We start from the raw sequence: 15,121 nt of genomic DNA on the forward strand, positions 1-15,121 counted from the left end.
AAACACAATAATTCAGGCAGGTACCACGGTCTTTACCCCATTCGTACCTGCAACGTAAGCTTTTGTTGCAAGCCCTATGAAGAGGCCGTGCTCAACAACGCCCGGGATGTCGACGAGCCGTCCGGCAAGGGATTGCGCGTCAGGTATGGCCTCCAGATGCGCATCCAGAATGTAATGCCCTCCATCCGTTACGAACGGATCTTGTGCACCGCCCCTCAAGACGAGCTTTTCCGGCAAGCCCGCCGCTTCAAGGGTCTTCGCGATCGCGTTCGTGGTTGCCTTCAACCCGAACGGCACAACTTCGATCGGCAACGGAAACCGGCCGAGCGTGGCAACTTCCTTGCTGCCATCGGCAATCACGATCATATCGGCTGAAGACGCAGCCACGATCTTTTCCCGAAGCAGAGCGCCCCCGCCCCCCTTTATCAGGGACAGGCCGGCGTCCAGTTCGTCCGCACCGTCAATTGTCAGGTCGAGCTCAGGCAGTTCGTCAAGGGTGGTCAGCCGAATACCCAACTCTGAAGCGAGACTGCGTGTGCGCTCCGACGTCGGAACCCCGATCACGTCCAGTCCGTCTGCGACGCGATCGGCAAGCGCACGTACGAAAAACTCGGCTGTGGACCCGGTTCCGATTCCCAGGCGCATCCCCGGCGTGACGTCTTGCGCTGCTCTTTCGGCCGCCTGCTTCTTAAATTGATCGCTCATCTGTTTTCCTTCGGCCCAGGCCCGAGCGGATAGGGCGTGACCGCTTGTTCTTTTCGACCGCCGGGTGCTTAGCATGGCCGACCTCTCACGGTCCAGTGGCATTCAGGGGCGCCTGCGAGAAAGCTCCGGCTCGCGGCGATTGAATGAATTCATTAACCATGACTTTAGATTGATTTGCGAAGTTTAAGCCTGATATCAGTGGTTAGACATGCGCGGCGACACATGAACCTCTTCAAATTTAAGCAAAATCAGTCTGAAAATCTGATTCAGGAACATGTTTCTACCGAGTCGGACGCAGGGGAAAGTTCGCTTCAATCGGTGGAGGCACAAGCTCCAGAACAACTGGAATTTGTGCTCGACAGCCTTGAAGACGATCTGCAGGTCGCAGCGAAATCGATCAACGTTGCAGCAGAAAATGTTCAAGACCGGCTCGTCAGCCAGATGGATACGCTGGCCCGGATCCGGAATGACACCCAATCCCTGTCCGACCAGTCTTCCATCGCCGATGAAAACGCTTCAAGCCTCGCCTCCTCGATCCAGGAACTGTCGGCATCCAGCAGCGAGATCGGGTCCCAGGTCGGTGTTTCAAACCAGCTCGCCGACGAGGCGCGCGAAGTCGCCGACCAGGCGAACGAAGGCGTTCTGGAACTGAAGCATGCGATCGATGACATTGCGAATGTCGTGAGCCTCATCTCCGATATTGCCAAACAGACGAATCTGCTTGCATTGAACGCGACCATCGAAGCGGCGCGGGCCGGTGAAGCCGGAAGAGGCTTCTCGGTGGTTGCCAGCGAAGTCAAGGCGTTGTCGGTAGAGACCCAGTCGGCAACCGAGCAGATTGTGTCGAATATCGAAAAGCTGAACCTGTCCGCGGAACACTCCCTGGGCTCCGTAAACAGGATCATCGAAGTCATCGGCAAGATCAGACCCAGCTTTTCAGCGGTTGAAGATGCCGTGCGTTCCCAGGTGGACACGACCAACCTGATCGGCGAACAGGCCAACAAGACCGCCGAATTTGCTCAAATCGTGGTGCAGAAGGCGCAGGCGATCACAGACAGCGCCGCCTCCGCCGAAGAAGGCGGCACGCTCGCCCGCGAGACGGGTTCGCAAATGAGTGTTGCGTCAAAATCCCTTCAGAACCGCTTCACGATGATGATCCGGCAGACCGAATTGGGCAACAGGCGCAGGCATGACAGGTTGCCGGTCAAGCTTGCCGGTTCCATCTCCAACGGCAGCGCGTCATCGCACGGCGAGACATTGGACCTCTCCGAAGGCGGATGCCTCTTCAAGGCAGCAGATGACGTGACGCTCCGCCGGAACGACCTTTTGCAGATTGAACTGACCGGTCTCGGCAAAGTCTCAGCAAGGCTGGCAGCCGTCTCCGAGAACGGTTTTCACTGTTGCTTCCAGGACGTTGAGCCGACCTTCGAGACCGCCTTGATGAGAAAAATCGCGGCCATCCATGAAAGCCATGCGCGCGAGGTCGATTGCGCTCAAGACGGAGCGGCCAGAATTGCGGCCGCCATGGAGGGTCTTATCTCGAACCGCCTCATGACACTGGACGATCTTTTCGACACGGACTATGCCCCGATCGATGGCACCAACCCTCAACAGGTGTCGACCCGGGCCCTGCGCCACCTTGAAACCGTCATTCCGGACATTCAGGAAGAAATCCTGGAAGCCGGCAAGCCGCATGGCATGGCGTTCTGTGCTTCGGTCGACCGCAATGGCTATCTGCCGGTTCACAACCTGGTCTTTTCCAATCCCCAGCGCCCGGACGACCCGGTCTGGAACACCGCAAACTGCCGCAACAAACGGATCTTCGATGACCGTGCCGGCTTGAGCGCTGCCAGGAATACCCGCCCCTTCCTCATACAGTCCTATGCCCGAGACATGGGTGGCGGCAATGTTGTCTGGATGAAGGAAGTCGACGCTCCAATCCTCGTCGAGGGCCGGCACTGGGGCGGTTTCCGCACGGCCTACAAACTTTGAACGGGTCTTCCTGCTTGCGGTCCCCTCACCTTTGCGGTTAGGGAAACAGTCCGTCATCCTGTTCTGAGGGTCTCATGTCCGTTCTCGTATTCGATCTCGACGGCACGCTGGTGTCGTCGATGGAAGATCTTGTCGCCACACTCAATGTCGTGCTCACCTCAAACGGCCATTCGGCTGTTCCGCAGGAAAAGGTCGTCCACATGGTCGGCATGGGCGCCAAGGTGCTGCTGCAACGCGGACTGGACTATAATGAAGTCAGCTGGACCGAGGAGATGGTACAGCCGCTCTATCACCAGTTCATAGACCACTACGCGGCCAACATCGCGGTCCACACCCGCGCTTTCGACGGTGTTGTTGCCTCTCTTGAGCGTTTCAGGAGCGAAGGCTGGAAGCTTGCCGTGTGCACCAACAAGGCGGAGCGGCTGACCCTGCCGCTGCTGGCAGAACTGGACCTTGCGAAGTACTTTGATGCGGTCGTCGGCGGGGACACATTCAGTGTGTCAAAACCCAACGCCGAACCCGTGCACGGTGCGATCGAACGCGCCGGCGGATCGATCAAAGGATCCGTCATGATCGGCGATAGCGGCACCGACATCAGCGCTGCGCGCAACGCGGGCATCCCGGTCGTCGCGGTCGATTTCGGCTACACGCCCGTTCCGGTTCACGAGCTTGGGCCGGACAAGGTGATTTCGCACTTTGACGAGTTGCCCGCAGCGATCGCCGGTGTGACTGGAGCCTGACAGGGCAGATGTTGAATGGTTTCCGGCTGTCTCAAACGCCTGTCCAGCCGTACTTCCCAGGTAAGAGCGCCTTCTCAGCAGTCTATCCCCAGCGTATTTGCGCCCCCGGTTGAGCAGACCTGCGCAGGCATGTGCACGGCTGATATGCTCACCGGCACCTGATTCCAAAGGGATGGAAACACAATGGCAACGCAGACGGCGCCAAATCAGACACGCGAGAAGATGCTCAAGGGGCTTGGGTATCAGAAGTCCGGCGAGATCGAAAAGGCGCAGCGCTGCTACAAACAGGTTCTGAAGAAACTGCCGAACAATGCGGATGCGCTGCATCTTCTGGGCGTCACCTACCGGCAACTTGGCTATCCGAAGCGGGCGATTGAATACATTCAGAAAGCCATCGGCGTGAACGCCAACCAGGCGCCGTTCTATGCCAATCTGGCGCGGGCGATGATGGATGTCGGCACCGACGCGGAAAGCATGCTCGCGGTTGCTGAAAAGGCGCTTTCGCTCAATCCGCAGGAGAAGGAAGCGCTCAACATCAAGGGCATCGCCCTCACCAGCCTGCAACAGACGGATGAGGCGGAAGAGATTTTCCAGCATCTGCTTGTCAGGTTTCCGGAATTCGGAGACGCCTACCGCAACTATGGCCTGCTGCTCAGAGAGAACAAGGACTATAAAAAGGCCATAGCCTTCTTTCACAGAGCCGTTCAACTCAACCCCGACAATCCGCAAAACTATATTGAAAGATCGCGTTGCCGCCATGAGCAGAAAGACTTCAAGGTCGCTGAAGCAGAGCTGGCCGAAGCACTCGAGCGCTTTCCGGACAATGCCGACCTGAAGCACGAAGCCGCAAGGGTGCTCTTCTCGATTTCCCGAACCGATGTGGGCGTGAAATACGCGGAGGAAGCCGTTGAGGACAATCCCAATAACTACCACCGCCTGGTAACGCTTGCCGTCCAGTACCTTATGCTGGGGCGCGGCGACGAGGCCGTGCAAACCTTTCTGAAAGCGAAGAAACTCGCGCCGGCAGGAGCGGCCGGGATCGATTGGAACCTCTCTCTCGCTTATCTTTCGGTTGGCGATCTGACCAACGGATGGGCGCTGCACCACGCGCGCTTCGGCGACGCAAATTCCACGGCAAACAAGCGGATATTCGATGCGCCCGAATGGGAAGGCGAAGACATTTCCGACAAAACCGTGCTTGCCTGGTGCGATCAGGGCCTTGGGGACGCCCTGCGAGGCTGCACCATGCTGCACGAACTGATCGAGCGCGCCGGAAAGGTCGTCCTGGAGGTCGCACCAAAAACCGTGCCGTGGTTTCAGCGCTCATTTCCCGAGGCTCATGTTCGCGCGGCCCAAATCAAGCCGGACCTGACGACGGACGAGAACGACTTTGACCTCACGGCAAATCTCGTGGACATCGCAAAGTTCTTCCGCCCGGATTTCGAATCTTTCGGTAACGCCAGGACACCGCCGTTTTCCTTCGATCTGGACCTCGCACACACATTTTTCGATCGTCTGAAGAGCCGGGCCGACAAACCGATCGTCGGCATTGGATGGCGGTCACGGAACCTCGCGATCTACCGTGCCCGCTACTATCTCTCCGCTCCCGAATTCTATCCGATCATCGACATGGAAGATGTCACTTTCGTCAATCTGCAGTATCTCAGTGCGCTGAAAGAGATCCAGTTCTTCGAAGCCAAATCGAAGGGCGCGTTTGTCAATTTCGAGGATGTCGACCTTTTCGACGACCTGGAAGCGGCTGCAGCCTTGACCGCCTGTTGCGACCTCGTCGTCTCGGCCAATGTCAGCGTGACCGAAGTATCCGGTGTACTTGATGTTCCGACCATACGCTTCGGACCACAGGAAGCAGCGCTGACACTCGGTCAGGACGGTGTTCCCTGGCATCCGTCGACAACCTACCTGCGCATGGACGAAAACAAGCTTGCCGTCGACATGGTGCCAACCATCCGGCAAACGCTGGAAGACCATCTCAGCACCTTTGATCCGTCACGGCGCAACAAACGGCTTCAACTCGATACCGGTGCCAGTTAACCGCCGGTCCGCAGTTTATTGCCCAAGGGACAGATCTATTTCGATTGAAACGCTGCGCGGCTCGTCGGAACGCCGCCTGGTCAGAGATAGTTCTTTTCCATCAGGAACTCGGCGAAATAGAAATCGATTTCCGTGTCGATATCCACGATGCGCACCGTATCGGGGACGGCATACCCGACTGTTTGCGGCGACATCATGTGCGCGTTCAACATGTCCACGTGATCGGCTGATATCACCATGGCCCAGGACGTGAGCTCAAAGCATTCCGGATAGTCCTGGCGGCGGTAGTACTTGTTGCCGTCATATTCGACGAATGTCTTGATGGAGCCGTCCGTTTCCCGCTTTGCGCACAAAAAGGGATGGGTATCCGGCTGTTTCAGACCGATCACACTATGGCAATCCGGGTTATCCAGATAGTAGCGCAGCAGGTCTTCCAGAAGCTCGGGCGTGCGGAACGGATAGGTGGGATAGAGCACGAGCACGGCATCGAATTCATCGCCCTCTCGCCGGCGCGTTTCGATGAATTCGGCGACAACAGCCTGCATCGTGGTATCGGATTGCCCCAGATCATCCGGACGCCGATACGCGAGGGCACCAGCCGCCTTGCCGATCTCAAGATAGGTGTCGCTGTCGCTGTTGATGAATGTCTGCTCGATCATGCCGCATTCAAGCGCCGGGCGAATGCTGTGCGCCATCAATGGCTTGCCGGCAAGCGGACGAATATTCTTGTCACGCAGACCCTGGCTGCCGGCGCGTGCCGGCACCATCGCTATGAATTTCCTGGTCATTACATTCCCAAAACAGCGTCGTGATCCTGCGCGTCGAGCTTTGCGCGCACATCAACAAAATCATCGTCAGACAAGCTGCTGAAGTTCAGGGGTCTGCCGCTCTCGTTGGTGATCATCTTGGTCGCGTCATTCAGTTCCAGGACATATTGCCGAAAGTTCTCGTCGCCAACGGGCTGTCCTGTTTTTCGATCGAATTTGAGGTTGAACACGTCACCGAGCGTCGCGCGGACACGCGGATGGCGGAACATCTCGGTTCCCGGATACGCGGTCGCGGTAAAGATGGACGTGTTGATTGAAGCAATTGCATCCTCGTAGTCTGGCGTGCCTTCGGTCAAACCTTCGGTTACGAGGTCCTGCTGCCACCTGATGAAACCCAGACTCGTCTGCAACTGCTCAAGCGTTTCACCCGGGTATCCCATGATCCAGGTGCAGTTGCCGTGAATGCCGGCTTCCAGCGTGTTGCGGATGCCCTGCGTCATCGCCCTTGGAAACTCAAAACCATTATAGGTCTCGGTGCCGCTGGACAGCATGAAACCGCCCTTGCCCATGTCCTCAAGGACTTGAGGCGATGCCGACTCGGCACCAAAGCCGATGTAAATGCAGCCTGCGCGCCGCATCTCCCTGACACGCAGAACACTTGCGCTGCGATACCCGCCGTTTCGGTCAGGCCGCAGATCGGCCGCTTCATCCAGCCTTCCATGCGCCCCCCAGCGCAGCTGTCCGCGCGCAGCATAAGGCTCAAGAATGTCGGCGAGTGCTGAAATACGCTTCGGACTGACCATGAAGTTGTCGTCCATCAGGCCGATGAAATCGACACCATAGCGGTTTTGATACTCGATAAACTCGGTCGCGAGATTCTCCGCGCTGCGGACACCGTAGTTGCGTTCTCCCTGCGCGCCACGGAAGCAGAATTTGCATTCGAACGGGCAGCCCCGGCTTGATACCGTGGAGATGCTGCGCTTGATTTCGAAACTGGTCGCAGAGCTGTTTTTGGCGCTGCCGCCCCAAACCGGAACATTGAGGTATTCCTCAAGCACCTTGAAGCCGTCGACATCCTCCAGCATCAGGTCGTAGGCGGGCAGTGGCAGGCTATCAAGGTTCGCGGGTCTGCCACCATGATAGACAAAACGCGGCCGGCCTTCCCTTGTTTCCCGGTAAAACGGCGACAACAGCCCCCCGTTAAGCGCGCGCTCAAACCCCTTGTCCTTTATGGCCTTCGCATCCAGGGCGATTTTCACGACGATGTCGTCACCTTCGCTGTGCGCCACGGCGTCCAGTTCAGGGATCCAGTTCAAGAGGTCTGCGCGAAACTGCGTTGCCAATCCTCCGCCGCTGACGAGCATCGCGTCGGGATCAAGTTCTCGCACGATCGTGGCGACTTCGGTTTGCCAGCGCAGCGTCGTGATCAGTCCGGACAATCCGATCAGATGCTGACTGCCCGCCCTTTGCAGAGTGCGGTCAATCAGGCCGCGGGCTTCGGCAAACGTCAGCGAGCGACCGGTATCCAGGCCCCGCCGCGCAGCGTCCTCGTCCCTGATCCGGTAGATGTTCAGGTCAATGATTGTCGGTTCTGCGCCGTACTCCCTCAATCTGGCGGCAAGCAACGCAGGGCCGACCGGCGGGTTGTTGGGTTTGGCCTGTTCCCGGATCGGCATATTGATGAGTGTCGCCTTCACCCCTGCAAGAGCATTGGGCTGCAGGCTGTTCAGAAAACTGTTCGTGGCAACTAGGTTCATGCTTCGAGCCGTCTGGTTCCATTGATATCAGCTGGCCGCATCGCCCGGATTGACGCTCCCTCCCCGGACAACTTCAACGGCGTGAACGGTGACAATCCCGCCACTTTTGCGGCGTTTCGGATTTACGCTGAACAGGTTCCAACAGGATAGCCGCCATATGATTCCCCATCGCTTGAAGGATCACACGCGAGTCCTGAGACTACAAGTGAAACGCAGCTGGAAAATCAAGTTTAACTGTTGAAATGATTTCCAAAATAGAAAACTGAACGAATAATCAGAGCACCCGGACAACGGAACATGCGAAATCTGTTGAAAAGCGAAACGCTTTACACTTGTTGGACCGTGCTTCGATTGAGCAGCTGAAGTGAATGTTAATATGCGCCACTGGTTGGGAAGCTCAATTGGAGAAAGAATCCGCATGACGTCCGGGAGCGCGCACATCGTTCAAGGCATTTCTGCTGAAGATGTTTGGGATTTCGAGAACGGTTATCACTGGTTCTCCGACCCGACGCGCCTGAACAAGGCTCTGGGCCACTACGAGCTCTACAAGATGATCACGGGCCTCCCGGGTGATGTCGTCGAACTGGGCGTGTTCAAGGGCCTTTCCCTCATTCGATTTGCCACGTTTCGCGCAGCGCTCGAAGATGTCTCGTCCCGGCGCGTCATCGGCTTCGATGCGTTTGGAAAGTTTCCGCGTACCGGGCTTTCGCGACCTGAAGATCTGGGTTTCATCGACACTTATGAATCGCAGGCAGGCGACGGTCTGTCCAGAACCGAGCTTGATGGGATTCTGCAGAAAAAAGGCTTCGCGAATTACGAACTGGTCGAAGGCAATGTCTTTGAAACGCTGCCGGAATTTCTCAAGGCAAATCCGGCGCTCCGGATTTCCCTGCTGCACCTCGACATGGATGTACTGGAGCCTACGGAGTTTGCGCTAGACCTGCTTTTCGACCGCGTTGTGAAGAATGGTCTTGTTGTTTTCGACGACTACCAGGCCACCGTTGGCGCAACCATTGCGGCAGACAGCTTCATCGAAAAGCAGGGCCTTGTTCTTGAAAAGCTGCCCTTCTACAAACAGCCCTCTTTTGCGCGAAAGCGATAGGCAACAGTCGGCTTTTCATCACGATGCCGAGCTCCGGCGCAACGACCGCAAAACAACGCCTCCAGGGTACGGACTCATAAATGAAGTCAATTTGGTTTGGATCGTTTTGACCAGCTGCGAGGAGCGAAAGCGCAGGAAATGTGGTCCATTTTCAAGCCTTTCGCGACGAGGCAGATGGCCAAAACGGCCAAATCCAAAGGACGGCAAAATGACTTCAGTTATGGGTCCGTACCCTAAGCCGATTTGTGGCAGATGCCGAAGAGACATGTGTTCCTGAAGCCGGTTGTCAGCGTGGCTTCCTGGGTGACAACCTCGATATCATCGGGATCGAAGTGACGGGACAGCAGTGACAGGAAATCCGCACGCGTCAGTTCACCCAGATGGTAGGTATTGTCCGCGCTCGGGCCGGAAACACCGCTTCGCGCCTCCGGACTGCTCACCACCAGGACACCGCCCGGAACCAGCGCGTCACGAAGCGCGGCAATCAGGCGATCCTGCCGGTCCAGCCTGATATGTTCCAGCCCCTCGATGCATCCGACAACATCGTAGCTTTCGGGAGCCAGCTCAGGATTGCACAGGTCGCCGACAGCATAGTCGGCCCGGAAACGGCCGTAGATACGTCTTGCGTATTCAACCGTGGTCTTGTCGAAATCCAGGCCATTGTAGTTGATGTGCAGCGGCGCCAGAACTTCCGCCGCATAACCACTTCCGCAAGGAAAATCGAGCACGCGCAGATCCGGGCGGCAGAACAGTCCGAGCTGAAAGTAGCGCGCCATGTGGCGGGCCACCGTATCCCTTATGTCGACGCCGGGAATGTCGGTCGCTTTGACAACAACCCTTGTTCCAGTTTCGCTGACGAATTCGTCGTCCTTGAGGTAGAGGCGCTCCTTGTCGCTTCCGCCAAGAAAAAGCGCTTGCTTGCCTGAACCCATAGACACGGAACCCTTCACTCCTCTCACGCCGGAACGTCCGGCACCAGTGCGCGCTCGATCAGGTGATCACACAATTCACGCAGAGCACCGTCTCCGCCGGCACATGTCAACACGACCTGGCAGACTTCCTTGACTTCGTGCCGGGCATTGCGCGGCGCGGCTGCAAATCCGCAGGCTTCCAGGCATTCCAGATCATTGATATCGTCGCCGATATAGGCGAGTTCCTGCCAAGACAGGCCGTTGCGCCGCCGCCAGGCGTCCAGCACCGGCAGCTTTTCCTTGACGTTGTGCGCGCATTCCATTTGCAGTTTTCGAGCGCGCGCCGCAACCACACCGTCGCTTTCTCTCGACAAAATCAGGAGCTTCAGCCCGCGCCCGCGCAGCATTTCGATACCCATGCCGTCGGCCCGGCTGCACCGGACAAACTCCCGTCCGTCCATGTCGAGGAACACGGAGTTGTCGGTGTGGACACCATCGAAATCGGTAATCAGCGCTTTGATTTGCGCGCGCGCAGATGCGCCCTGCACCACTAGGAAACCTTGTTCAGGAGCAACCGGTCGGTCTCGTTTGCGCTTGTTTCACGCCACTTGAGCTTGTGACGCTGGGCAACCTCGACGTCGAGTATTTCCTTTTCCTTGTAGTTCAGTGCAACTGAGACGTCCCGGACACCGTCGCACAGCTGGCGAAGGCCGTCGGGTTCCAAACTGGCCGCATGGTCGGTGCCCTTCCAGCTGCAATCAAGCGTGAAGTGCCTTTCTATGTATTTGAAAGGGCCCCGCCTGAAGCGCGCTTCACCGCTCATTCCGACAGCGACCGCCGCCATATCGACAGCCGTGCCGATGTGATGACCGGAAAACCCGACCGCTGCAATTCTCTCGCCGTAAAGGTCCTGCAGGCGATTGATCTCAAGCAGGCAGACTTCATCGAAAGGGACAGGGTAACCCGACGTGCAGGCATAGATGACCAAGTCCTGTGCGCGGCCCATTTTCTCATAAAATTCAATAGTCGAAGACAATTCACGGCCGGTGGTCATCCCGGTCGAAACGTGGATCATGCCGTCAAAATTCCGGCAAAGATACTCCTGAACGTCGTAGTTCAGGTTGGTTGCCGAAGGCACCTTTATCATCGACGGTTTGAGAGCCGCTATTTCCTGAGCCGAGGTCAGATCCCATACAGACGTGGAATACTCGATCCCGTGCCTGCGGCACTCCTGCTGCAGCTCGCGATGCTGCCCGACTGAGAACTCGAGATATTCCCTGTGCTCACCATAGGTGCGCCCGTAGGAGTTTGCCGGAACAGGGTGCGGCCGATTGTAGACGTCGGGTGGCAGGAGACTTCTGTTGTGCCGCTTCTGGAACTTGGCAACCTGAGCGCCGCAATATCCGGCGGCTGTTTCAATCATCCGGCAGGCGATGTCCATGTCGCCTAGATGATTGCACCCGATTTCCGCGATAACCTGGATTTCGCTATCAAGTTTCATGAGCCGGGCTTGCTTCCAACACTGGTCTAAACGTCACTGACACTCTTGCGACAACAGTCCAGTAAAACGCTCCCGGATACAAATACATAAAAGTACTTTTCCCACGATATTTCCGGCCCGCGCGAAGGGATCATTGCTCCATTCAGGAGAAAGAAGTCCCTTGGGTCAGGCGGTCCGGCCATGGGTTCGGCCCGGTACGGATCTCGCATTTGCGCGACGAGGCGATGCGCCCGTCGCTAAGACGGACGGCGCATCAGCCGGAGTAATTGCAGGTGGCCTTAACCGACAAACGCCCGCTCAACGACGAATTCCGCCGGTTTGTTGTTCGCGCCTTCCGTCAGACCCGCCTTTTCGAGCAAGGCCTTGGTGTCCTTGATCATGTCCATAGAGCCGCAGATCATACCGCGGTCGATAGCCGGGTCCAGAGGCGGTACACCGAGATCGGTGAAGAGCTTTCCGCTCTCGATCAGGTCGGTAATCCGGCCCTGACGCGGAAAGTCTTCGCGCGTGACCGATGTATAGTGCACGAGCTTGTCCCTGGCGAATTCGCCGATCAAGGGATCATTGATCGTCTCCTGCACCAGGTCTTCACCGTATTTCAGTTCGGCGACCTCGCGGCAGGTGTGCGTCAGGATGACCTGGTCAAACTTTTCATAGGTGTCTGGATCGCGGATGAGGCTCGCGAACGGCGCAATGCCGGTCCCTGTCGAGAACATGTAGACGCGCTTGCCGGGAATCAGCGCGTCGTTGACGAGCGTGCCCGTGGGCTTCTTCTTCATCAGGATCGCATCGCCCGGCTGTATCTTCTGCAGATGAGAGGTCAGCGGACCGTCCGGCACCTTGATTGAAAAGAACTCCAGTTCCTCATCCCATGCCGGACTGGCGATCGAATAGGCCCTGTAAAGCGGCTTGCCGTCGATCATGAGACCGATCATGACAAACTCACCGGAGCGGAACCGGAAGCTGGCCGGACGTGTCATGCGGAACCGGAACAGGCGGTCGGTATAATGCTGGACCGTCTTCACTTCTTCGACGAAGACGTTTGCAGGCACGGCGGCTTCAAGATCAGATGGTTTGGCGAGTACATTCATGTCTTTTGAAATCCGTAGGTCTTCACGCATTTGGGGTTCTGCTCCATGTAGACCACGGCCGCATTGACTTGAAGCAACGCAAATCCACGAATTGTCCGCTTCGCAAAAAAAACATTCTAAATTGATCCTTGAAACTAGTGAATCGACGAAATCGTGTTTCGAAGCGATGAACGCGTGCCTTTATGCGACGGGAAAATAGCTCACGTCGAGACCTTAGTAAAACCACTTCGCTTTTGAAGCCCCATTGACAGTTCAGTCCTTGATTTCAAGCTGTGCCAACGGACGGAATTGAATTGCGCTTTCAACATTTTCAAAGTCGCATAAACAGTCCCGCAAGTTCTTTCGGGAACACGCAGTTCACACGTCTTGGGGTGAGCGCATCGTGTTTTGGCGCAGGCAGCGCACCTTTGCCCCCGCATCCTGCTTCAGGCATGTAATTCATTCTCACTTACTTGACCGATGCGTGTCCGGCGGGCAAGCAGCGTCAGCGACATTCACATGACGTTCCCGCAAAGTTGCTTGAGATCGATTTTTTTTATTTGACAGACAAATAAAAAAAGAAAAAATTACTGATCAAACATATAAAAACATAATAATACCTTCCAATGAGGTAAAGTAAATGTCCGGACGCACCCACGAAGAAACAGGCCAGTCCATAGCATTTGTGCTTATGGACAGGTTCTCGATGAATGCATTCGCCAGCGTGATTGAACCGCTGAGATTAGCAAACCGGCTTCTCGGCCGCGAGTATTACGAGTGGACTACTTATTCGCTGGATGGAAATTCAGTCGTAGCCAGCAATGGCTGCGAGGTCATGGCTAATAAATCTATTCGTGAACTTATAGACGCCGATATTACACTGTTGTGTACTGGTATCGATGTCGAACGGCTTCCGCTGGATGCGGACCTCGGGAACAAACTCAGGCGTCTGAATGCGATGGGCCGCACCTTTGGCGCGATCTGCACGGGAGCCTATCTGCTCGCCCGCTATAACCTTCTCGACGGCAGACGCTGCACGATCCACTGGGAAAATCTGCGTTCGCTGAGAGAAGAGTTTCCGGACGTCGAAGTGACATCGGACATTTTCGCGATCGACCGCAATTGCATCACATGTGCAGGGGGCATGGCCTCGCTTGACATGATGCTGCGCCTGATCGCCATTCAGCACGGTGCCTATCTCGCACATGAGATCGCGGAAGTCGCCCTTTACCAGAACATGCGCTCGGGCGAATCGGCGCAGCGGCACGACATTGAAGCGCGCACCGGTATCTCGAACGCAAAGATCCTGGACGCCATCCGCATCATGGATCTGCACATTGAAGATCCGCTGAGCTGTCAGCAGCTCGCGATGACGGTCAGCCTGTCCCCGCGTCAGCTTGAACGCCTGTTCCGCCGGCATTTCAACTGCACGCCCGGTCAGTACTACCTGCGCCTGCGCCTGGAAACGGCCCGCGACCTGCTCCGGCGCACCAGCCGGCCTGTTCTCGACGTCGCCCTGGCATGCGGGTTTGCGTCCACATCACACTTCACCAAGTGCTACCGGGAGCGTTTCCTGTGCACGCCGACGGAGGAACGGCAGTCCTATCAGTGGGCCAACACCAAGACCACATCCGGCGTCGGCACCGCGGCGCCCATGCGGCTTGTCGCGAAGTAACGCGAACACACGTGCACGACTTTCTGAACGCCGCCGGCAAGGCGGCGTTTTTTATTGGATGAGCCGCAAGATACCAAGCGGAACGAGATATAAACCGAGCGCGAGGATCGCCAGCTGGATCAGCTTGCGGAATGCCGTGTCGGAAAAGCGGCGCCGGAAACGCTGCCCGGCCCAAACGCCACTCAATGCCGGAACTACCAGCGCGATCGACGCGAGCAATTCACTGCCGCCGACAAGACCGAACCCGCCGAGCGATAGCCCCAAGGCAATGGTTGAGAGCAGAAACAGGAGACCCATCGCCTGTATCAGGACATCACGCTGCAGGCCCAACGCCTGAAGATACATGATGCCCGGAACGACGAAGGCACCGGTCAGACCCGAGAAGACGCCGTTCACCAATCCGGCAGCAATCCCGACAGGAACAGCGTGCCTTTCCTGAAGCTTGAACGAAAGTCCGGCGAGCATCGGCAACGCATAAGCCACCATCAGCAGGCCCAGCACCAGATCCGCCACGCCTTCCGGGACCCTGGTCAAAATGAACGTGCCCGCGCCCAGCGTGAGGACGGCGGTCGCAAGGAACGGCCAAAGCCTTCCCACCAACATCTTGAGATGCCCACCCGAAAGGGCCTGCCAGACATTGGTCAGGAACGACGGCCAAAGAATCAAGAGCATGGCTTTTTCGATGCCGACAAAGACGGTCATCAGCCCCAGGCCAATGGCGGGCAAGCCAAAGCCGACGAGCCCCTTCACGAAACCGGCAAAAACGAAGACGAGCACTGCGATTGCGATCAGGCTCGGGCTCAGTCCGAATAACTCACTCACACCCTTGTCCGCACCTTTGTGTTCATC

Annotated in this window: 13 protein-coding genes; 5 read left to right on the plus strand and 8 right to left on the minus strand. The window is 57.0% G+C overall.

Going from position 1 to position 15,121, the window contains the following annotated elements; genetic code table 11:
* Window positions 1-12: 12 nt before the first annotated feature.
* Window positions 13-705 carry a ribose-5-phosphate isomerase RpiA gene (gene rpiA, locus RBB49_RS22355; RefSeq protein WP_306145119.1) on the minus strand — a complete coding sequence of 231 codons (693 nt, stop codon included), beginning with the start codon at window positions 703-705 and terminating at the stop codon, window positions 13-15.
* Window positions 706-1,023: 318 nt separating this feature from the next.
* Between rpiA and RBB49_RS22360 the strand changes: the two genes are divergently transcribed.
* The 3 genes from RBB49_RS22360 to RBB49_RS22370 all read left to right on the plus strand — a co-directional run bounded on the left by RBB49_RS22360 (window position 1,024) and on the right by RBB49_RS22370 (window position 5,489).
* Window positions 1,024-2,697 carry a methyl-accepting chemotaxis protein gene (locus tag RBB49_RS22360; RefSeq protein ID WP_306145120.1) on the plus strand — a complete coding sequence of 558 codons (1,674 nt, stop codon included), beginning with the start codon at window positions 1,024-1,026 and terminating at the stop codon, window positions 2,695-2,697.
* Window positions 2,698-2,771: 74 nt separating this feature from the next.
* Entirely contained in the window at window positions 2,772-3,437 is a 666-nt protein-coding gene (gene gph, locus RBB49_RS22365) for a phosphoglycolate phosphatase (RefSeq protein ID WP_306145121.1), read from the plus strand.
* A 183-nt stretch (window positions 3,438-3,620) separates the two neighbouring features.
* Window positions 3,621-5,489, plus strand: coding sequence for a lipopolysaccharide assembly protein LapB (locus RBB49_RS22370; protein ID WP_306145122.1), 1,869 nt, complete (start codon window positions 3,621-3,623; stop codon window positions 5,487-5,489).
* 80 nt (window positions 5,490-5,569) lie between these two features.
* Here RBB49_RS22370 and RBB49_RS22375 read toward each other — a convergent pair whose 3' ends face one another.
* Both RBB49_RS22375 and RBB49_RS22380 read right to left on the minus strand, forming a co-directional pair.
* Window positions 5,570-6,277, minus strand: a complete 708-nt coding sequence (locus RBB49_RS22375; protein WP_306145123.1) for an acylneuraminate cytidylyltransferase family protein — start codon at window positions 6,275-6,277, stop codon at window positions 5,570-5,572.
* On the minus strand, window positions 6,277-8,013 hold the full coding sequence (locus RBB49_RS22380; RefSeq protein ID WP_306145124.1) for a radical SAM protein: 1,737 nt from the start codon (window positions 8,011-8,013) through the stop codon (window positions 6,277-6,279). The genes RBB49_RS22375 and RBB49_RS22380 overlap by 1 nt, the downstream gene beginning before the upstream one ends.
* Before the next feature lie 418 nt (window positions 8,014-8,431).
* On the opposite strand from RBB49_RS22380, the gene RBB49_RS22385 reads away from it, so the two are divergent.
* A complete protein-coding gene (locus RBB49_RS22385; protein WP_306145125.1) occupies window positions 8,432-9,115 on the plus strand; it encodes a TylF/MycF/NovP-related O-methyltransferase in 684 nt (227 codons plus the stop codon).
* A 233-nt stretch (window positions 9,116-9,348) separates the two neighbouring features.
* Here RBB49_RS22385 and RBB49_RS22390 read toward each other — a convergent pair whose 3' ends face one another.
* The 4 genes from RBB49_RS22390 to RBB49_RS22405 form a co-directional block, all read right to left on the minus strand.
* Window positions 9,349-10,047: a bifunctional 2-polyprenyl-6-hydroxyphenol methylase/3-demethylubiquinol 3-O-methyltransferase UbiG gene (locus RBB49_RS22390; protein ID WP_306145218.1), complete on the minus strand. Its 699-nt coding sequence runs from the start codon at window positions 10,045-10,047 to the stop codon at window positions 9,349-9,351.
* 23 nt (window positions 10,048-10,070) lie between these two features.
* Complete coding sequence (locus RBB49_RS22395) at window positions 10,071-10,574, minus strand: HAD family hydrolase (protein WP_306145126.1); 504 nt, start codon at window positions 10,572-10,574, stop codon at window positions 10,071-10,073.
* A 2-nt stretch (window positions 10,575-10,576) separates the two neighbouring features.
* On the minus strand, window positions 10,577-11,527 hold the full coding sequence (locus tag RBB49_RS22400; RefSeq protein ID WP_306145127.1) for an N-acetylneuraminate synthase family protein: 951 nt from the start codon (window positions 11,525-11,527) through the stop codon (window positions 10,577-10,579).
* A gap of 278 nt (window positions 11,528-11,805) precedes the next feature.
* Window positions 11,806-12,618, minus strand: a complete 813-nt coding sequence (locus RBB49_RS22405; protein WP_306145219.1) for a ferredoxin--NADP reductase — start codon at window positions 12,616-12,618, stop codon at window positions 11,806-11,808.
* A gap of 619 nt (window positions 12,619-13,237) precedes the next feature.
* Here RBB49_RS22405 and RBB49_RS22410 point away from each other — a divergent pair.
* The gene (locus tag RBB49_RS22410; RefSeq protein ID WP_306145128.1) at window positions 13,238-14,272 is read left to right on the plus strand and encodes a GlxA family transcriptional regulator; all 1,035 of its coding nucleotides are present in this window, start codon (window positions 13,238-13,240) and stop codon (window positions 14,270-14,272) included.
* Between the two features lie 51 nt (window positions 14,273-14,323).
* Here RBB49_RS22410 and RBB49_RS22415 read toward each other — a convergent pair whose 3' ends face one another.
* Window positions 14,324-15,094: a sulfite exporter TauE/SafE family protein gene (locus RBB49_RS22415; RefSeq protein ID WP_306145129.1), complete on the minus strand. Its 771-nt coding sequence runs from the start codon at window positions 15,092-15,094 to the stop codon at window positions 14,324-14,326.
* Between the last annotated feature and the right edge of the window lie 27 nt (window positions 15,095-15,121).

Source organism: Roseibium sp. MMSF_3412, from assembly GCF_030733265.1.
Taxonomy (GTDB): Bacteria; Pseudomonadota; Alphaproteobacteria; order Rhizobiales; family Stappiaceae; genus Roseibium.